Annotated in this window: 19 protein-coding genes; 16 read left to right on the top strand and 3 right to left on the bottom strand. The window is 40.2% G+C overall.

What is annotated here, in order from left to right; genetic code table 11:
* Window positions 1-260 precede the first annotated feature (260 nt).
* Both ES711_RS02280 and ES711_RS02275 read left to right on the top strand, forming a co-directional pair.
* Window positions 261-725: a DUF1572 family protein gene (locus ES711_RS02280; protein ID WP_146889346.1), complete on the top strand. Its 465-nt coding sequence runs from the start codon at window positions 261-263 to the stop codon at window positions 723-725.
* A gap of 15 nt (window positions 726-740) precedes the next feature.
* On the top strand, window positions 741-1,187 hold the full coding sequence (locus ES711_RS02275; protein WP_146889343.1) for a hypothetical protein: 447 nt from the start codon (window positions 741-743) through the stop codon (window positions 1,185-1,187).
* Window positions 1,188-1,302: 115 nt separating this feature from the next.
* Here ES711_RS02275 and ES711_RS02270 read toward each other — a convergent pair whose 3' ends face one another.
* Window positions 1,303-2,037, bottom strand: coding sequence for a flavodoxin family protein (locus ES711_RS02270; protein WP_146889340.1), 735 nt, complete (start codon window positions 2,035-2,037; stop codon window positions 1,303-1,305).
* A gap of 606 nt (window positions 2,038-2,643) precedes the next feature.
* On the opposite strand from ES711_RS02270, the gene ES711_RS02265 reads away from it, so the two are divergent.
* The 10 genes from ES711_RS02265 (at window position 2,644) to ES711_RS02220 (ending at window position 11,665) form a co-directional block, all read left to right on the top strand.
* Window positions 2,644-3,090, top strand: coding sequence for a cytochrome c oxidase assembly factor Coa1 family protein (locus ES711_RS02265; RefSeq protein WP_146889338.1), 447 nt, complete (start codon window positions 2,644-2,646; stop codon window positions 3,088-3,090).
* Between the two features lie 158 nt (window positions 3,091-3,248).
* Complete coding sequence (locus ES711_RS02260; protein WP_146889335.1) at window positions 3,249-3,566, top strand: hypothetical protein; 318 nt, start codon at window positions 3,249-3,251, stop codon at window positions 3,564-3,566.
* 342 nt (window positions 3,567-3,908) lie between these two features.
* The gene (locus ES711_RS02255; RefSeq protein WP_146889332.1) at window positions 3,909-4,433 is read left to right on the top strand and encodes a GAF domain-containing protein; all 525 of its coding nucleotides are present in this window, start codon (window positions 3,909-3,911) and stop codon (window positions 4,431-4,433) included.
* Window positions 4,434-4,703: 270 nt separating this feature from the next.
* Entirely contained in the window at window positions 4,704-5,111 is a 408-nt protein-coding gene (locus ES711_RS02250; protein WP_146889330.1) for a hypothetical protein, read from the top strand.
* Window positions 5,108-5,962: a hypothetical protein gene (locus ES711_RS02245; protein WP_146889327.1), complete on the top strand. Its 855-nt coding sequence runs from the start codon at window positions 5,108-5,110 to the stop codon at window positions 5,960-5,962. The genes ES711_RS02250 and ES711_RS02245 overlap by 4 nt, the downstream gene beginning before the upstream one ends.
* Window positions 5,963-6,175: 213 nt before the next feature.
* The gene (gene uvrA, locus ES711_RS02240) at window positions 6,176-8,695 is read left to right on the top strand and encodes an excinuclease ABC subunit UvrA (RefSeq protein ID WP_146889324.1); all 2,520 of its coding nucleotides are present in this window, start codon (window positions 6,176-6,178) and stop codon (window positions 8,693-8,695) included.
* A gap of 175 nt (window positions 8,696-8,870) precedes the next feature.
* Entirely contained in the window at window positions 8,871-9,269 is a 399-nt protein-coding gene (locus ES711_RS02235; RefSeq protein WP_146889321.1) for a VOC family protein, read from the top strand.
* A 907-nt stretch (window positions 9,270-10,176) separates the two neighbouring features.
* On the top strand, window positions 10,177-10,536 hold the full coding sequence (locus ES711_RS02230) for a cytochrome c oxidase assembly factor Coa1 family protein (protein WP_146889319.1): 360 nt from the start codon (window positions 10,177-10,179) through the stop codon (window positions 10,534-10,536).
* 232 nt (window positions 10,537-10,768) lie between these two features.
* On the top strand, window positions 10,769-11,176 hold the full coding sequence (locus ES711_RS02225; RefSeq protein WP_146889316.1) for a hypothetical protein: 408 nt from the start codon (window positions 10,769-10,771) through the stop codon (window positions 11,174-11,176).
* A gap of 51 nt (window positions 11,177-11,227) precedes the next feature.
* Complete coding sequence (locus ES711_RS02220) at window positions 11,228-11,665, top strand: hypothetical protein (RefSeq protein WP_146889313.1); 438 nt, start codon at window positions 11,228-11,230, stop codon at window positions 11,663-11,665.
* Window positions 11,666-12,052: 387 nt separating this feature from the next.
* Here ES711_RS02220 and ES711_RS02215 read toward each other — a convergent pair whose 3' ends face one another.
* Window positions 12,053-13,741 (bottom strand): glycoside hydrolase family 10 protein, encoded by a 1,689-nt coding sequence (locus tag ES711_RS02215; RefSeq protein ID WP_246139104.1) that lies wholly within the window; start codon window positions 13,739-13,741, stop codon window positions 12,053-12,055.
* 712 nt (window positions 13,742-14,453) lie between these two features.
* On the opposite strand from ES711_RS02215, the gene ES711_RS02210 reads away from it, so the two are divergent.
* Complete coding sequence (locus ES711_RS02210) at window positions 14,454-14,843, top strand: YkvA family protein (RefSeq protein ID WP_146889310.1); 390 nt, start codon at window positions 14,454-14,456, stop codon at window positions 14,841-14,843.
* Between the two features lie 299 nt (window positions 14,844-15,142).
* Here ES711_RS02210 and ES711_RS02205 read toward each other — a convergent pair whose 3' ends face one another.
* On the bottom strand, window positions 15,143-15,463 hold the full coding sequence (locus ES711_RS02205; RefSeq protein ID WP_146889307.1) for a hypothetical protein: 321 nt from the start codon (window positions 15,461-15,463) through the stop codon (window positions 15,143-15,145).
* Between the two features lie 178 nt (window positions 15,464-15,641).
* Here ES711_RS02205 and ES711_RS02200 point away from each other — a divergent pair, with 178 nt between their 5' ends.
* The 3 genes from ES711_RS02200 (at window position 15,642) to ES711_RS02190 (ending at window position 18,556) form a co-directional block, all read left to right on the top strand.
* Entirely contained in the window at window positions 15,642-16,349 is a 708-nt protein-coding gene (locus tag ES711_RS02200) for a membrane or secreted protein (protein ID WP_146889304.1), read from the top strand.
* A 97-nt stretch (window positions 16,350-16,446) separates the two neighbouring features.
* Window positions 16,447-16,935, top strand: coding sequence for a DIP1984 family protein (locus tag ES711_RS02195; protein ID WP_246139103.1), 489 nt, complete (start codon window positions 16,447-16,449; stop codon window positions 16,933-16,935).
* 682 nt (window positions 16,936-17,617) lie between these two features.
* Window positions 17,618-18,556 carry an N-acetylmuramoyl-L-alanine amidase gene (locus tag ES711_RS02190; RefSeq protein ID WP_146889301.1) on the top strand — a complete coding sequence of 313 codons (939 nt, stop codon included), beginning with the start codon at window positions 17,618-17,620 and terminating at the stop codon, window positions 18,554-18,556.
* Window positions 18,557-18,576: the final 20 nt, after the last annotated feature.

Genomic DNA, 18,576 nt, shown 5'->3' with positions numbered 1-18,576 from the left:
TCAGAGTCGCTTTCTTTCTGAAAAACCTTGGTAAAGCTTGTCAATGGATTCCTTAAAATGATTGTAACTGGTCTATATAAATGTGACCCCTCTAAAACCTCTGGCGAAAAATGAAAATTATCGATACAACGACACACGATTAGGATTATCTTTAAACTTCAGATCCTTGAGCTAAGCTGAGATAAATGAAAGCAGAACATCAGTATAAACTTAATGCCCAATTTTTAAGTGGAGACCGTCCATAGAAACCTTTTAAATGCATGACAAAAGACGAATTAATCACCCTATTTGAAAGAGATTTAAACAAAGTAATCACTGAGTTAAAGCTTTACAAAAATGAATCTCATATCTGGCGAGTAGAGAAAAACATATCCAATTCGGCCGGTAACTTAACGCTACATATCATTGGTAACTTACACACCTTTATTGGTAAGGAAATTGGAAAAACAAATTATATTAGAAATCGAGAACTCGAATTCACTCAACAAAATGTCTCAAGACAAAATTTGATCAGGAGCATTATTGAAACTATAGAAATGATTAAAGCCTCTCTTTTTCCGATGTCAGACGAAGCATTGAAAAAGGAGTATCCTATTTTAAAGTTTTCAAAAATAGTGTCCACGGAATTCCTTTTGGTTCATTTGGCGACGCATTTGGCGTATCATCTTGGCCAAATAAACTATCACAGACGGCGTATTGAAAACTCCAACGAGAACTCCATATAATACCTACAGAAGAAAATGAAAAAACTTAATTTAGCCTTAATCCTATTGGTAGTATTTTTCCAAAGTTGCAATTCTGATGACTGCGGCGATTGCTTTACGCCCCCAGAAAATTTTAGATTTGAACTTGTGGACAAGAGTAGTAGAGAAAATGTATTCAGCAACGGCACTTTCAACCAAAATCAGATTAAAATCACCAATATGTTAAATAACAGCCCGGCAGAATTTAAATTTATTTCTGAAAATGAAATAAATCTCATCCAGATCAATGGCATCGGATTTCAAACAGAAACTATTCGCTTGCAGATTGATTTGGGAAATACTCCTGTCTTCAACTTTTATGTCGATGCCGAAAGGAAAAAAGAAGACTGTTGTAGTTTTACAGAATTTAAAGACATTAACATCACCAATTCAGATTTTGAATTGGACCCACAAACGGGTGTGTATAGAATACTCGTGGAATAAGATGTTAGACGCTCATTTTTTATTCCTTTTCAACCTCTCCTACACAATTAATATCTACAACAACAAAAGTCCAGCACTTTATTACGTTATAAATTAGGAATCGACTGGCCCTTGTTTATCGGTATTCCGGGTTCTCAAAATTCCACCGGGTACCCTCATCCCAGTCGTCTATAGAATTTCCATACTTTGGATACCCATCCTGCGCCTTCAGTGTGGCGGCCAGATGCAGCAGATTATAAGTCATAAAAGTGGTATTCCGATTCGTGAAATCTGAATCCGTGCCAAGAGGTGGCGAAATCGTTTGGCCCTGCCATTGGGTATCTCCATAACTTGGTCCCGGACCCACTGCGCCAATCCACCCCGCGTCTGCCTGAGGGGGAATTGAATACCCAATATGTTGTAGCGCGTATAAAATACCCATTGCACAATGTTTGATGCCGTCTTCATTCCCGGTGATGAGCGTTCCGCCAACTTTTCCGTAAAAAAGATACTGCCCTTTAGCGTTGGTCTTTCCGCTCATGGCATACAGACGTTCAATAAATTTCTGGGCGATAGACGATTTTTCGCCGAGCCAAATGGGAGTGCCTATGATTAAAATATCGGCAGCAAAAATCATTTTAAAAAGTTCCGGCCAATCATCTGTTTCCCAACCGTGTGCTGTCATATCCGGCTGAATACCCGTAGCGACTTCATGATCTATAAACCGAATGTTTTTTACGCTGACCTCTTCTTTTTCCATAATGGCTTTGGAGACTTGAAAAAGCGTATCCGTATGACTTTTTTCTGGAGATTTCTTTAAGGTACAGTTGACAAATACCGCCGTTAAATTTTTAAAGTTGTGATGGTTCATGGTAATTAGTTTTAAAGAGTTCATCTGTAAGTCTTGATAAGGTTTCAGATGTATGTGTTGCTATTTTCAGATGGGACACTGCGCTCTGTTGCTCAACCGCCATTCAATTTAAGGTAATTTAATTGGACCACAAGCGGTTTTACTGAATTTAGACACCGCAATTGCGATAAGTATCCTTTCCTATAACATACTCTTCAGACGCCAACCAAACGGAACGATCTTGGTTAACAAGCCTATATACGTGAGAGCACCACAATCCGAGACCTCCGAAACTAATCCAGCAAAATGACTGTTAGCCTACCCGAACGTCCCTTGTTCTATTTTAAAATGCCCGCACTTACCAGTGCTAATTATTGGTAGTCAGCACTCTTAAAAAAATTTAGTTCTAGAAGTCTCTAGTCCTTTTTGAATTTTAAATGGTTCCACACTAATATATTTTATCTAGATTAGCATCTTCTGATCTCAAACTAGTCCTAAATTAAAAATGTCCAAATCCCGTTGTGCTATGGTTTTCTTTTGATAATATTCAAATGCATTTTAAACGCTAATCATACCCAGTACATCTGCCAACCCAATGGATACGATCTCCATATTTAATTTCCCTATATGAATAACGACTTGATCACAAACAAAAATTGGTGGCAGCGGCATAAGCGCTGGTTTGTGCCCACGCTCGGGATTGTATGTCTAGTGATTGGGCTGCTGATCTCTTCTGGACTTGGGGCCATTGGTTCTGATGTGACCAGAGCCTATACAGATCCGGCACTTTATGAGGATGCCTTAACCCAAGTCAAATTACATCCTGAGGTTACCAAGCTGCTAGGCACTATCGCTCCCATTGATAAATTTGCGATTTTAGAAGGTCAAATACAATACACTAATGATGATCAAACGGTGAATTCCACCGTTCGGATTAACGGGTCTAAAGGAAAAGCGAAATTAGACATCAGCGCGGATAGAGTGCAAAACGAATGGAATTATAAAACGATCAGGGTTCGTATCGTGAGTCCAACAGAACACAATCAAACCATTGAAGTACTGCAAAAAAAATAAATTGAACAGTTTAATTATTTAGACGGAAAACAATGTAAGGCTGATGGAATATTTATTTACCGCATAAACCCCATGGACTTTAGTAACATGCGTAAGTAACTCATGTGCATTCTAAAAATTGAAATCGGCAAAACACTAACAGTCCATTACTATTACATATGAAAAGAACAGAACTCTATTGGTTTATCGGAACACTCTCGGTTGTAATACTGCTATATCTTGTCTTATTTGGTACTGAAGGATTTCAATCGGACGCCACGACCACCATTGCCATTTACGACACCTATATTATAGTAGCCACGATCTACGTTATTCTAATACTCTTAGTGATAGCACTTTTCTGTGTGTATCTCTTCCGCTCCTTGCGGTATAAATTCAAAAATGTTACAGCAAATGTCATCCTGGCGATAACCACCGTTTTGCTAGCCTATATACTAATGAAGCTGATGCCATTGGCAGATATTATAAATTCATAAACTGAGTATCAGTGGCGACGTCTAAATGATTTAGTAATCAGGCTCACGCAACGATCTATAATACATCATTAGGCAGCCTACGGCATGGAAGTGATTCCTCACAACTCAGCAGAATTCTAAAAAACAGTATCAGTTGTCCGCTTTAAGTATTATCAAGATTGATGTGTGATATACATTAGCGTTATAAGAACTTGTCATATCGTACAAACTTGTAGAAATTTTTTTTAAAGCTTATCCAATAGTTCGATCAGGTTTTGTATTTTTATTTCCTAAAAAGGAGGCTATGTATTGACCAATAGGTATTCTTTTTCAACAAAACAAAGTGTACCAAATCCTCAATGAATGAAGCAGTCAAATGAAATTGCCAGAATCGCAAATTTGCATCAGTATGAAATTCTAGATACGCCTCCTGATGGAAGTTATGATGATATGACGTCTTTAGCATCTAAAATTTTTGATGTGCCCATAGCGATTATCACTCTTGTAGACACCGATCGTATTTGGTTTAAATCGTCTTTCGGAATTGACGTTGAAGAGATCCCGCGGAGTCCCGGATTATGCAGTTCGGCAATTATGTCAGATGATGTGTATATCGTTGAAAACGCAAGAGTTGATCCAAGAACATTAGCAAACCCATTGGTGGCTGGGGTATTAGGTTTGCAATTTTATGCCGCTGCACCCTTAAAATCCTCATCAGGATGTAACCTCGGAACCTTTTGTATTATCGATCAGAAACCACGAATTATAACCGCTAAAGAAACGTCAATGCTAAGGCTGCTTTCGAAAATTGCCATGGAACATTTTGAAGTCAAACTGAAGTCAAGGTTGATGGTTCAAGACATACAAAAAAATCTCCTTAATAAATAGCGGTACTCAAAGAGCAATTCCCTCATTCTTTAAAATTAGGGCCGATTTATCTGTAGGTAGCCTGGCCTCTGACCTACATTTTAACTATCGCAAAAAGTTTGATAAAATGTGGTATTTTGCAGGACATCGCATAAGTTAGGAATCAACTTTAAATTTGGAATGACATTCTTAGGCGATCTACAAACGGCGTGATGTGGTTCAATAAGTACTGCTAAACGCTTAGAAATTATTTGGTGTGTTACAACATCCGACAACTTTTTAACAACGCATATGCCTAACCCTTTTAGAGAACGTTTACTAAAGTTTGGCATTCCGGGTCTTGCCGTCATCCTGATTGCTATTCAATTTTATAATGCACATACTCAAAATCTCAGTAAATGGAAAGGTGGTGGCTATGGCATGTATACTGAACTACATTATATTTACAATCAGGTCCACATTGTCAACGTATCGGTTGATTCTCTACAGAAACACAATCCAAGTATAAAAAAAGCTATACATAAGGTAAAGCTGATGCCTAACCGAACCAATCTTCAGGAAGCCGGCGAACACATTTTAAAAATTACGAATAAGGACAGCATCCACATTCAACTTTGGAAACCTCAAGTGCGTTTCAAACAGCAGAGTTATACGAGAGTCTTGATGGATGAACTTTTCCTAAAAGCCACTGACTTTTGAAAAATTGGATCTTTATAAAGAATAAATTGACCCATCCTATGGCCTTGGCCTCCCTATTGCTGCTTGTGATGTTAACCATTTACAGTGTCCTAAAAGCGGTTGACAATTGGCAATGGAAAGTCGCGGTCATTTGTATCGGCATATTGAGTTGGTTTTTATACAAGGATCGCTATAAACATCCCGTCATATGGCTGGTATTATTTACAGTATTGCTCATCGACCTTTATTTCGATTATTTTACCGTTGCCAATCATCATTTTATGTTCGTGCTGATGGTAGGCGCTGTCATAAGTTACAACTATCACCAACGCAAAGACATCCTTTTTATAAACATCCAGTGGCTCTTAGTCCTGGTTATAGCCGCATCGGTGCTGCAAAAACTAATGTCTCCACAATTTATGTCTGGCGATTTTTATTATTTTATGATGAATCGGGGGTTTCTATTTCAAAGTTTTATGAATGTTGTTCCCGGAAGCGTTGAGATCATAAATTCTAATGATGATCTATTTGCCTCTCTAAAAAAATCGGATCCCAACCTAGGGCTGACCATCACCTTCAGGGATGTTGTTCCGAATCTTGGCGTCATATGTCAAGTATTTGCGTGGACGACCATTGCCATGGAACTGTTAGTGGCCTCTGCCCTACTTTTAAAACCAAAAAAAACGTGGACGCACTTGTTATTAATCCTGATGATTATCGGCATTCTCTGCACTAGAATTGAAACGGGATTTATGGCACTGCTGGCCATCTGTGGTCTTATGTTGAGTGAAAAAGGATTTCTGAAAGGGATATATGTCATTATTATTACAGGATGTATTCTGCTAATTGCGACAAGAATTGGCATGCATTAAAGCTATGATTTGAGTTTATAAAATCTACCGGTCTATCCATTGTCGTCTATAAACTGTATCTCACTATACCACATCTACAAAAACTAATGACATCCAAGTTGGCCATTCCCTGGTAGCCTCTAAACTTAAAATCCTTTTTAAATAAAGCGGATAGAAACGGATTCGTGGTATGTTTTTTGAGCGATAGGCCACCATAATAAACTAAAGGAAGCAATGACGCAAAAAGAAGGTTACGTGGCTATACGCGGCGCAAGACAACATAATTTAAAGGATGTATCCTTAGATATTCCCCGGGATGCCTTAGTGGTGTTTACTGGTGTTTCTGGCTCTGGCAAATCGTCACTTGCCTTTGGGACGCTTTATGCTGAAGCCCAGCGCCGCTATTTAGAATCTGTATCGCCCTATGCCCGTCGCCTTTTTCATCAGATGCCTATTCCGGAAGTAGACCAGATTGATGGTCTGCCGCCCGCAGTAGCCTTGCAGCAGCAACGAGGCTCAGGTACGACACGATCTTCGGTGGGGTCAGTCACCACATTGTCTAATTTGTTACGCATGCTCTATTCTCGCGCTGGCGATTATCCTAAAGGCCAATCGATTTTGTATGCTGAAGCATTCTCCACCAATACGCCTGAAGGTGCATGCCCAGAATGTCACGGTCTTGGAAAAGTTTACGACGTCACTGAAAAAAGCATGGTTCCTGATGATACCTTAACCATAAGAGAAAGAGCCATAGCCGCATGGCCGACCGCATGGCAAGGACAAAACCTCCGTGACATTTTGACCACTATGGGGTATGATGTGGATGTCCCATGGAAAGAGCTCTCTAAAAAAGATCGCGACTGGATCTTATTTACTAAAGAACAACCTCAAGTCCCCGTATATCCTGGCTATGATCGTGAGGAGGTACAACGTGCCATAAAACAAAAGATAGAACCCAGTTATATGGGCACGTTTACCGGAGCCCAAAGATATGTGTTGCACACTTTTGCAAATACCCAAAGCACATTAATGAAAAAACGGGTGTCTCAATACATGCTGAGTAGTGATTGTCCGTCCTGTCATGGCAAACGGTTACGTCGTGAATCACTTTCGGTGACTTTTGCGGGTTTTGATATTGCCGATATGTCTAGGTTACCCTTAAAGCAATTGCTAACAATTTTTAAACCTTACAGTGACGGTTCTGCACCGGGCTTAGCAAAACAAGCTACAAACCATCAAGAAAAAGTGCTGGTGGCGCAACGGATTGCTGAAGATTTGGTAGCGCGTGTTACGGTGTTACTCGAATTAGGATTGGGCTATTTATCTTTGGAACGCAGCACCCCTACATTATCTCCTGGCGAGCACCAACGCTTGCGATTGGCCGCCCAGGTACGCAGTAATTTATTTGGGGTGGTGTATGTGTTGGACGAACCTTCAGCAGGTTTGCATCCCGCAGATACCGAAGCCCTTTTAAAAGCGCTAGACGGACTGAAAGCTTGTGGGAATTCGCTTTTTGTGGTAGAACACGAGTTGGATGTCATCCGTCATGCGGAATGGATTGTTGATGTTGGTCCTGATGCCGGTGAAGGCGGTGGTGAAATTTTATATAGCGGACCGCCAGAAGGCTTAAAAAACATTGAACGTTCTAAAACTCGAGCACATCTTTTTAACGATCAGCCTTTTATAAAACCGACACCGCGTCAACCTTTTGGTTGGCTAACCTTAAAAGATGTTAGCAGAAATAATTTAACACATCTTGACGTGTCATTTCCTTTGGGCGTGTTGACCAGTGTTACGGGCGTTTCAGGTTCGGGAAAAAGTAGTTTGGTAAGTCAAGTGTTGGTTGAATTAATGTCCGATTTCCTTGGCAACACCACGCCTTCTGAAGATCAGTTTGAAGATGCCTTACAACAAGATACCGTAGCCACTTTAACCGGCGGCATCACTGACGGCGCAGAACATATTAAACGGATGGTGGTCGTCAATCAGAAACCGATCGGTAGGACGCCACGTTCCAACCTAGCAACCTACACCGGATTGTTTGATGTGGTGCGGAAACTATTTGCAGCGACAGAACTTTCCAAATCACGTCGTTATACAGCCGGGCGGTTTTCTTTTAATGTTGGTAAAGGCAGATGTCCTAATTGTGAAGGCGAAGGTTTTGTAATGGTCGAACTGTTGTTTTTACCAAGTGTTTATGCCCCTTGTCCAGTTTGTAGTGGCACACGCTACAACGCTCAAACTTTAGAGGTGACTTATCATGATAAAAACATTGCGCAAGTTCTAAAAATGACCGTCAATGAAGCGGCTGATTTTTTTGAAAAAGAAGACCGCGTGTTGCGATCTCTCAACGTTTTACAAGAAGTCGGTTTGGGCTATTTGCGTTTAGGCCAACCCGCCACTGAACTCTCCGGTGGGGAAGCGCAACGTATTAAACTTGCTACGGAGCTGCAACGTATGAGTCGTGGCAAGACGCTCTATATTTTAGACGAGCCCACTACAGGATTACATCCTACGGATGTGGAAAAATTACAATTGCAGTTAGCGAAATTAGTAGACGCTGGCAATACGGTAATCGTTGTAGAACATGATATGCAGGTGGTTGCAGGAAGTGATTGGGTTATCGATATCGGACCTGGTGCCGGGGACGAAGGTGGAAAAATAGTGACTGAAGGCATTCCAGAAGCAGTCGCTAAAAATAAAGAAAGTAAAACAGCTGTCTATTTAAGGCGCACTTTTAACGGCCATCAGTAGGTTAACTTGCGCTTATAAACTATTGAATAAGAAGTGGCAACTCGTAATGGATTGAAGTTTCACTGGGGTAACCTAAACACCTATTACGCTAAGCCTTATTATTTGCACTAAAACTTAAGGGTATTGGGTTAAAGGCTCCCCTGATTAGTCACTACTTTAGAAGAAACTTAAAATTATGAATGTACAAGCATATCTTGCCTTTAACGGCAATTGTCAAGAAGCGTTATCATTTTATTCAGAACTTTTCGACGCTAAAGTTCAGAACCGTCAGACTTATGAAGATAAAAAAATAGACGTGCCCGGCTCATACCGCAACAAATTACAGCATGCCGAACTTAAAGGGAAAGGCGTCAATTTTATGGCTTATGATGCCTCACCAGATACCCCAATAAATCACGGCAACCAAATCCACATGAGTGTTGATGTTGATAAAGTAGATGAAGCGAAACAACTCTTTGAAAAACTATCTCAAGGTGGTCAAGTTCACCACAATTTTAGAGAACGCGAATGGGGCCACTTTGGGAGATGTACCGATAAATTTGGCATCAATTGGATGGTAAATTGTGATCATTAAGCACAATATCTCATAATGTAATACTCATAAAAAGTGTCCTTTTTAAACACAATTGTTTTAAAGGGACACTTTTCTTTGTTAGCATATTAAGGAAGCAGTTTATACTTGCAATATGAAGATAGTGGTCCAACGACGACTATTTTTAGGACTATAATAATTTTCATTAGTGTCCGGTAAAAATATACAGTAATTAATAAACTCACTTTGGATCAAGAGACCTTAGGAGATTTTCGAAATGTCACCTTACTTCTTATAATCTTTTGCTACCAAGAGTGCTTGGATGATTTCAGTTGAAATGATCGTTGTTTGTCAGTGAGTTGCAAGCAAGTCTTTATTCTTTCTTGTCCCGACACCTATCGCGACTAACAACGCAGCGATCTTAATTCTTTATCGGACAACAAATTCTCCAATCCTTTTAGTATTTTTTGATGGTCCACAACATGTCATAAAGCGCTTTTTTGTGACATTATGGTAGCTTATATAGCTAGACAATAATTACCAAACATTTACTTCTATTCTGCGGTGATGCTCGTGATCTGCGGGATACCCTTTCACATGTTCATGGTTTGGTTTCCCGCTGATGTCGCAGATATTTGCAGATTTTTTACTCGTATAAAAAAACGGATATATAAATAGTACTTTAAATGTTTATAAACAGTAGAAAATTTTATCTAGATTAGCATGAGCTGATCGTGAACTGTTCATAAATTAAAAAGGTGCAAAGCACCTTCTGCCATGTATTTCTTTTGATCGTGTTCAATTGTACTTTTGACGCAAGTCATACCCAATCAAGGTTCGAACCCAGTTGATGCTCTATTAAATTTTAAAACATGAACAACGACTTAATCACGCACAAAAATTGGTGGCAACGGCATAAGCGCTGGTTTTTACCTTCGCTTGGGATTTTATGTCTTGTGATTGGGATGGTCCTGTCTTGCGATTGGGCGCAATTGGATCTGATGTGACCCGAGCCTATACTGATCCGGAACTTTATGACGATGCTTTAAACCAAGTCAAAATAAATACTGCGGTTACTAAGGTGCTGGGCGATATTGAGCCCATTGATACATTCGCTATTTTAGAAGGCCAAATTCAATATAGCACTGATGGCCAAACGGTGAACTCCACCATTCGGATTACCGGCAGTAAGGGAAAAGCGAAGATGGACCTAATGGCGGATAGAGTGAAAAACGAATGGCGCTATACAACGATTCGGGACCGTATCATAAGTCCACCGGAACACAAACAAAGCATTGAAGTGCTATAAAAAAAAGGAAACTGAACATTTTAAATTAGAATGATGAGAAGCAACGCTGGCCATTATAAATCGATAACCACGACGGCGACTTCAGGATTGACACAAGGGTTTAAAATTGGATAAGAAATTTTCCGACAGATCACTGATATAATGCGATGCCCTTGCTAACCTGATGCAACAAACTTAACAATTTTCCTTTCTTCCAATGATCAAAATAAAATCAATACTAATCGTATGTTTAATGACCATGCTCATTGGTTTGTCCGCATCCGCTCAACAACTGACCTGTGCCGATTTTAGGGAGGGCAGTTTCTATGTTCCTGCGGATGACGAAACGCTGCTCTCCTATACGATAACCAGAACCGGAACCCAACAAATTGAAACGGTTGAGGATCCCAACAATCTCTTAGGCGCAGATTTTAATAAAACCGCCTACGCAACTATCGAATGGATTGATGCTTGTACGTACCGCCTCATCTACGATAGGAAGCAGATGGTATTGAGCGATTATCAAAAAGCCATCAATCAGAACAATGGATTTTTAGTAAGCCTTGAAACCATTGAGGGACCGTGTTTCTATTTTAAATCATCCCTAAGTGATCAGGACCAGGAGCAAATAATAAAAGGAAAACTATGTAAGGACCAATAAACATTTCCTTTAATTTAGCATTCCTAAAGCCCGTCACATTAAATATTATAAATGGAACCAGAAAAACAAAAATCTAAAGGGAAAGTCGTGGGAATCGTCGTAGGACTTATTGCGTTTGCCATCTCCTATTATGCCGTGCAACAATTTTTTAAACCGGATTTGGAAGCTGAATTAAAAGAAGCTGCAGTTCAATTAAACAAACAGGCACCGCTACAAGTGGATCAATTTGTAAGATTAGATAGTGCGGCCAGCAAAGGCACCACTAATTTTATGTATTACTACACGTTAATCGATATCGATAAATCAGAAGTCAATGTGGACACGATCAACAAATACATCAAACCTGACCTTATTGAGAATATAAAAACCCACCCCGATTTAAAGATCTATCGCGATCATAACATCACCATGGAGTACAAGTACTACGATAAAAATGGCGAGTTTGCCACAGCCATTTCCGTAACCCCCGATCTCTACAAATCAAAATAAAATGAGGTAAGTATCAGGTTGAATATTATTGTCAGGCCGAGCTCTACTGTCACGCTGAGCGCTATTGTCAAGCTGAGCACAGTTGTCAGGCTGAGCGCAGTCGAAGCCCTTTATCAGACTGAACACTACTGTCAGGCTGAGCGCAGTCGAAGCCCTACATCAGACTGAACACTACTGTCAGGCTGAGCGCAGTCGAAGCCCTTTATCAGGCTGAACACTGCTTGTCAGGCTGAGCGCAGTCGAAGCCCTACATCAGACTGAACATTACTGTCAGGCTGAGCGCAGTCGAAGCCCTTTGATAGCCCTAATTGCTATATTTAGGCGGAAGCGCCATGGTCTTACTAAGCACAGTCAAAACCCTTAAAACACCACCCCAACACTATTTTTTCAATCAGCTCCCCAAAACAAGAGCTCTCCCACCACCATCGTATTAAAACTGCTCTGGTTGCCAGTTTTGTCCACCGCCGTCACACCAATATTAGTTAACGGTTTGCTATTTTCCGAAGTCCCATTGTACAAGGACATTTCCAGCGATTTCTTTGTGCGGTCTAAAATAATGTACTCCCAAGTTTCGGCGTATTTATAAAACACTACCCAATTTAAAATCGTATCTGAGGCATCATGACTCCAAGAAATGGTGATCTTATGATCCGCAAATCTTGTCTCCACCACAGGCGCTTTGGGCGGTGTGGCATTAAGCCACGGACTTGCGGGCACCAAAGCCTGATTTTTGTAGGGACCTTCCACTAAGGCTTTAGTCAACATTGGATCTTTTAACAAGGACCCTATACTCCAATGCGCCGTGCCTTTACTCTCAGAAACCATTTTTCGGGTCAAATCGATCTGATTCATGGTTTCCGTAACGTTGGCGGCATTTCGACCATAATCAATCCGAATCCCAGGCCATAAATGACGGTTCTGGGTGTTTTCCTTTTCCCACCAATCCAATAAGAGCGGAAAACTCTGGCCTACCTTATTAATCTCCCAATACAATTGCGGTGTAAAATAATCAATCCATCCTTCGTTCAGCCAAAGCTTGGCATCGGCATAGAGCTCATTATACTGATCCAAACCTTTAATAGAGTGTGGATATCCTGGTCTCCAAATTCCAAACGGACTGATCCCAAATTTCACCTCTGGTTTCTCCGCTTTTATTTCGTGATAAATGCGTTTCACAAATTTATTAACCTCCGCTCTTCGCCAATCGGGCCTGGTCAGTTTTCCGCCACTTTTTAAATAAATCTGGTAACTATCAGCATCGGGAAAATCCTGTCCACCGTTATAGGACGCATAAGGGTAAAAATAATCGTCAAAATGAATCCCGTCAATATTATATCGTTTTACGATATCCATTACTACTGCGGAGGAATGGTCTTGCGTGGCTTGTTTGGAAGGATCCATCCACCACATGCCGTTGCGTAAGGACACCATGATATCAGGATTCGTCCTCACCAATGATTTTGGCACCACTGCCCCACCCGTACCGTGGTGTGCGCGGTAAGGATTTAGCCAAACGTGCAGCTCCATGCCGCGCTCGTGGGCGGCGTCGATCCAAAATTGCAAAGGATCATAGTAAGGCGATGGGGCTTTGCCCACTTCCCCAGACAAAAAGTAAGACCAAGGTTCTAACTGACTGTCGTAAAGGGCATCCGCTTGCGGACGTGCCTGAAAAATTACCGCATTGTAATTATGCGCTTTTAAAAAATCCAATAGTGAAAGAGCTTCTTTCTGTTGTTCTTGTGTGGACAATCCGTTTCTACTCGGCCAATTGATATTGGCCACGGTGGCCACCCAAGCAGCTCGGAATTCGCGCATCACATACGGACTCGCTATAAATTCAGATACCATTTCTGGAAACCCTACTTCAGGTGCTTTTTCTATAAATGACGTGCTTAGAGGCATTGCTTTTTCAGCCACTTCTGATGTGAAGTTAGGGTTGAATTGTTCAGGCGCGACTGCCAACTGCTGTATTTTTAATTCTGAAGCCTTTGGGCTTAGCATGCCCTGCGCTACGCTAGAAGACAGTGTACAAGTAAGGAGAAAGAGGGTAAAAATAGACTTCAGTTTTAGCGGCATATAGTAAGGGGGTAATTAAAGACAAATGTTGCTATTTAATTTGAAAGTGAAAAAGAATTTAACATTAGTTAATGGGCATTTTGTTTCGAGATATCTATTAACAATAACAAAGCTCTCGATTCTTTAAATGTAAAGGTATTCCTTATTGTATATCTGTTTTTTGTCATCCGCCTAAAAATCAGTGAATATCTGCGAAATCAGCGGGAAACATAACCATGAGCATATGAAAGGTTATCCCGCAGATCACGAGGATAATCGCAGCATAAAAACAAAAGTTTATTATTAGTACTTACAAATATTGGTTACGAAATTGCCACAATTAAGAGCTTTATGATATGTTGCGCACAATCAATAGTCCTTGGAATGCAACTAAAAAAGCAACTAAAAAATTTTATAGTGAAAGCGCTTTAATCTTAAGGAGAATTTAACCATGAGACACATATATGTAACTACTTACAACTTAAACTTGAAAATTAAGGCAAGTTTCATTAGCGTTACCATAACCTGTAAACCATGGAATTTTTGAAATCTTATTCCCATTAAAGGCTATAGTATTTCATAAAAATACCCATTTTTTCTGCCTCATGTTTAAGTCAAAGTTTGGGCTTAACTAAACGCTAGTAGAAAACCATACAAGTTTTAGCAAAAAAAAATTATCATTTAAAAAAGAGATGATAAGTTTTATATCTTTATAACCCAATTAGTCATAGCTATGAAATTCACCAAACAACAAGCAGAACAAGAGCATCAAAAAGCAGCGAAAAAATTCTCTAAGGAAGATTTGAATCAAATTTTAAAAAAAGATGATGAGCTGAAGACAAAATTTAAAAACAACAAAAATCTTTTACACTATTGGGAAGATTTCAAGCTCTTGTTTTCCTTAATCAGAGATTACTCCAAAGGTATTTATACGCAAATTCCGTGGCTGAGCATTGTTTCCATTGGCGCTGCTTTGGCCTACATATTATCCCCTATTGACGCCATCCCGGATTTTATTCCTGTAGTTGGATTGATCGATGATGCAGCCGTATTTGCATTTTGCCTCCGACTGTTGTCGAAGGATATTGAGGATTATAAAAACTGGAAGGATAATCGTTCATAAAAATTTCATTCGCCTTTTTAAATAGTAAATGATAAGTGCCCGATAAAAATAAATAATAAATTAACAAACTCATTTAAAGCAAAAGACATTAGAAGATTTCCGAAATGAGACCTTGCATTTTAGAAACTGTTTCTACCGAGAGGGAATGTGAATTTTATTTTAAATGATCGTTGTTTGTCAGTTAGTTGCAAACAAGTCTTTATTCTTATTCTAACAGCGCAGCGATGTTGATTCTTTATCGGACAATAATAATAGTAAATATTAAAAATTTGGCCAAAGTTCCTGATCCCTATAACCCCCTAAGACTCCTCCAAGGCGGCGGGATCAAACTTTGTAATCTTCTCCTTATCGTCCTCTAAGGCGCTACAATTAGGACAAACATGTACCAGGCCTTCTTTAATATGGTAGCCATCTACATGCTCGCGTACAAATCTTTGAACCAACATAAACGAATCTTTGTGATTATTCACATCTACCTGCTTATCCTTAAATAACTTGCGCAGTTTTCCGTCATATTCCTGAAAGCCCCAGCATAAGGCACAAACACCTTCAGGAGCTTCATCTTTTGTTTCGCTTTGGGGCTTCTTAAAAAACGCCAAAATGTTGTTTATAATCGTCATGATATTTCTGTTTTTCAGTTCTTAGTAATTTACGGAATTTTCTTCAAACCCCAACGTTCCCCCCGTTGATTTGACACTTTGTCTCTTTACTCAAACTGTCTTACGTAGAGGTAAATACCCAGAACGCTTAGGATATGCCAGGTTTTCATTATTTTTGATAGGACTAAATACCAATATCATGAAACACCTACTGACACTCCTCTGCTGTAACCTCCTCGTCTTAGGGATGCAAGCACAAAGCCTTATTGGTGCTTGGGAACACACTTCCTCAGCCACTAACGGCGAACATACCAAACAAGTGCTGATTTTTACAGATGGTTATTTTTCAAACACAATTTATGGCAAGTCCAGCGGAGCCTTTGTAAAATCCAGTGGCGGGTCTTGGCATTTACAAGATGGCGTTCTGACCCAACATCTCGAATTTGATACCGAAACACCAAGGCAGATCGGCACCGACGTCCATACAAAGGTAAGCGTTGATGACCACAGCTTAACGGTCAATGAGGCATTACAGTTTAAGCGGATTGACTCAGGAACCCCGGGCCAGTTACAAGGCGCTTATCTCATGTCTGGACGGGTCGTAGATGGCAAAAATCAAATCCGTGATACCAGTGGCTCACGTAAAACCATGAAAATTCTATCGGGTACGCGCTTTCAATGGATTGCCTATCATACGGACAGCAAAGAATTTATGGGTACGGGTGGTGGCACTTATACCACTGAGGCTGGAGTTTATACAGAAACCATCGAATTCTTTTCACGAGATGTCTCGCGGGTGGGCAATAGTTTACAATTTGATTATGAATTAGTTGATGGCCACTGGCAACATTCCGGCTTGTCCAGTAAAGGCGATCCCATCCATGAAATTTGGGGTTTAAGGAAATAAGATTGTAATTTTGAAATCCGATTGGTTTAACAACTCGGTATTATTTTTAAAATATGGCGACTTTTTATAGAAGCGCTTGTAACCGATTCAATTTAGCATGATGTCAACACACGAAGATACTATACCCTCCCAAAAATCCATGAAACTTGCGGAAGCGCTTTTATTAAGAGCGGATCTCATAAAGAAAATTGACCAGTTTCAAAATAGGATTCGGCCCATTTTAATTGTGTCGGATGATAAATTGCCACAGGAAGATCCTGACAAATTACTGGCACAGTTGAGAAAAGCGATCCAGGATTTGGAAGTGTTAGTGGTCCGCATCAACAAGACCAATAACAGCACTCCTATTGACGATGAAGGCATGCTGATGGAGGCCTTGGCCAAACGGGACAGTTTAAAAATGCTATCTGAGCAACTCAGAACAATCCGATACGCTGCCCAAATTAACAATAGCGGTGAAGCCAACTTGAAATCCACTATCGATATTAAAAAATTACAAATTGAGATGGATCAAACCGGACGGGCGTTCAGAGAAATTGACAGTAAAATTCAAGAAGCCAACTGGCTGACCGTATTAAAAGATTAGCCGAAAGGCGGAATGGTCGGGGCGAGTGCCAGCCCTTTTTTGTGGTGTGGGTTTTCAGGGCAAATTGAAAACTCTACCGCGCAGAGCTGCTTGGGTTGCGGCAAACTTGTACAGTTTAGGGCCCATTACTGCGTACCACGTACATGAGTACTCATTAAAATTTACTACCAGGTACTGACCGATCATTCTTTTTCATTAGTGTCCGATAAAAATAAATAATAAATTAACAAACTCATTTAAAGCAAGGGACATTAGAAGATTTCCGAAATGAGACCTTACATTTTAGAAACTGTTTCTACCGAGAGGGAATGTGCGATTTTAATTTAAATGATCGTTGTTTGTCAGTTAGTTGCAAACAAGTTTTAATTCTTTATTCTGACAGCGCAGCGCCTGCCTGCCGATGAGGCAGGGTCTTGATTCTTTATCGGACAACAATGATTCTTTTTATGTTAATAACTTCAGCAAATTCGATAACTCCTGATACAGCCTTTATAACATAAAAAATCCGAAGGCACTGAAGGACACACATACACGATCTATAAATCCTTATTTCTTCACCAAGAACCTAGAAGACCTGCCCCTAACGCAAGGTAACTTCAATAAAATGTTCTAAATTAGGGCGGGCAAATTTTGACCGCATTTAATCATTAATCCTTCATCATTTTAAAACTTAAGATTCTTCATGAAAAAACCACATTCCATAATACTATTGGCCGCTACTGCATTTCTTGCCGTATCCTGTGCTAGTAATCCGTATGCGCCAACCAATAGAGATCATAAAAAACAGGCCAAAACATTGGGCAAAGAATTGGCGACCATTCCGCCACCTCAACCGGGAATTGCTAGTGCGGTGAAGTATGCTGATACTTGGGTGGGCACGACTAATTTTAGTTTAAGACGGCCTAATCTGGTGATCATCCATCATACCGCCCAAGATTCTGTAGAACACACCTTAAAAACCTTCACATTACGTACGCAAGTGAGCTCTCATTATGTGATTGGAGCTAATGGGGAGATTTACCATATGCTCAACGATCTCTACCGCGCTTGGCACGGCGGGAATGGCCAATGGGGCAGCAACACAGATATCAATTCGTCCTCTATTGGCATCGAATTGGACAATAATGGATTCACCGAATTTTCTCCACTGCAGATTCAAAGTTTGCTCGAATTATTGAAGGATCTCAAGGAAAAATATAAAATTCCCACGGCCAATTTTATAGGTCACGCAGACATTGCTCCGACTCGGAAAAATGACCCCAATAAAACCTTCCCATGGAAAAAGTTGGCCGATGAAGGTTTTGGCTTATGGTATGATGATATTTTGGACGTTCCTGCACAACCCGTTTCCGATAACGGCGTGGTGAATTCCAACATCCCTCAAGACGTCATGACACTTGGCAATGATTCCGTAAATGTTGCCACCCCGCCGGTTCTTAAAACACCTGTTTTATTAGATGTGGCTCCGGAAGTGGCGCTCAAGATTATTGGGTATGACGTCAGTAATTTACCGGCAGCGATCAAAGCCTTTAAACTGCATTTTATCCAAACCGAAGTCAACGATACACTTACCGACTACGATTTAAAAGTCCTGAATAATCTCTATAAAAAGTACTTGTAATTTTAACAGAATTATATTTA

It is taken from the genome of Gelidibacter salicanalis (assembly GCF_007997285.1).
Taxonomy (GTDB): domain Bacteria; phylum Bacteroidota; class Bacteroidia; order Flavobacteriales; family Flavobacteriaceae; genus Gelidibacter; species Gelidibacter salicanalis.
Note: the sequence above shows the minus strand (reverse complement) of the source record. Positions and strands in the feature narration are given on the sequence as shown.

Excerpts from the sequence above, each read along its gene's own strand:
- ES711_RS02280 (WP_146889346.1), top strand. The coding sequence starts at position 261 with ATGACAAAAGACGAATTAATCACCCTATTTGAAAGAGATTTAAACAAA.
- ES711_RS02275 (WP_146889343.1), top strand. The coding sequence starts at position 741 with ATGAAAAAACTTAATTTAGCCTTAATCCTATTGGTAGTATTTTTCCAA.
- ES711_RS02270 (WP_146889340.1), bottom strand. The coding sequence starts at position 2,037 with ATGAACCATCACAACTTTAAAAATTTAACGGCGGTATTTGTCAACTGT.
- ES711_RS02265 (WP_146889338.1), top strand. The coding sequence starts at position 2,644 with ATGAATAACGACTTGATCACAAACAAAAATTGGTGGCAGCGGCATAAG.
- ES711_RS02260 (WP_146889335.1), top strand. The coding sequence starts at position 3,249 with ATGAAAAGAACAGAACTCTATTGGTTTATCGGAACACTCTCGGTTGTA.
- ES711_RS02255 (WP_146889332.1), top strand. The coding sequence starts at position 3,909 with ATGAAGCAGTCAAATGAAATTGCCAGAATCGCAAATTTGCATCAGTAT.
- ES711_RS02250 (WP_146889330.1), top strand. The coding sequence starts at position 4,704 with ATGCCTAACCCTTTTAGAGAACGTTTACTAAAGTTTGGCATTCCGGGT.
- uvrA (WP_146889324.1), top strand. The coding sequence starts at position 6,176 with ATGACGCAAAAAGAAGGTTACGTGGCTATACGCGGCGCAAGACAACAT.
- ES711_RS02235 (WP_146889321.1), top strand. The coding sequence starts at position 8,871 with ATGAATGTACAAGCATATCTTGCCTTTAACGGCAATTGTCAAGAAGCG.
- ES711_RS02230 (WP_146889319.1), top strand. The coding sequence starts at position 10,177 with ATGTCTTGTGATTGGGATGGTCCTGTCTTGCGATTGGGCGCAATTGGA.
- ES711_RS02225 (WP_146889316.1), top strand. The coding sequence starts at position 10,769 with ATGACCATGCTCATTGGTTTGTCCGCATCCGCTCAACAACTGACCTGT.
- ES711_RS02220 (WP_146889313.1), top strand. The coding sequence starts at position 11,228 with ATGGAACCAGAAAAACAAAAATCTAAAGGGAAAGTCGTGGGAATCGTC.
- ES711_RS02215 (WP_246139104.1), bottom strand. The coding sequence starts at position 13,741 with ATGCCGCTAAAACTGAAGTCTATTTTTACCCTCTTTCTCCTTACTTGT.
- ES711_RS02210 (WP_146889310.1), top strand. The coding sequence starts at position 14,454 with ATGAAATTCACCAAACAACAAGCAGAACAAGAGCATCAAAAAGCAGCG.
- ES711_RS02205 (WP_146889307.1), bottom strand. The coding sequence starts at position 15,463 with ATGACGATTATAAACAACATTTTGGCGTTTTTTAAGAAGCCCCAAAGC.
- ES711_RS02200 (WP_146889304.1), top strand. The coding sequence starts at position 15,642 with ATGAAACACCTACTGACACTCCTCTGCTGTAACCTCCTCGTCTTAGGG.
- ES711_RS02195 (WP_246139103.1), top strand. The coding sequence starts at position 16,447 with ATGATGTCAACACACGAAGATACTATACCCTCCCAAAAATCCATGAAA.
- ES711_RS02190 (WP_146889301.1), top strand. The coding sequence starts at position 17,618 with ATGAAAAAACCACATTCCATAATACTATTGGCCGCTACTGCATTTCTT.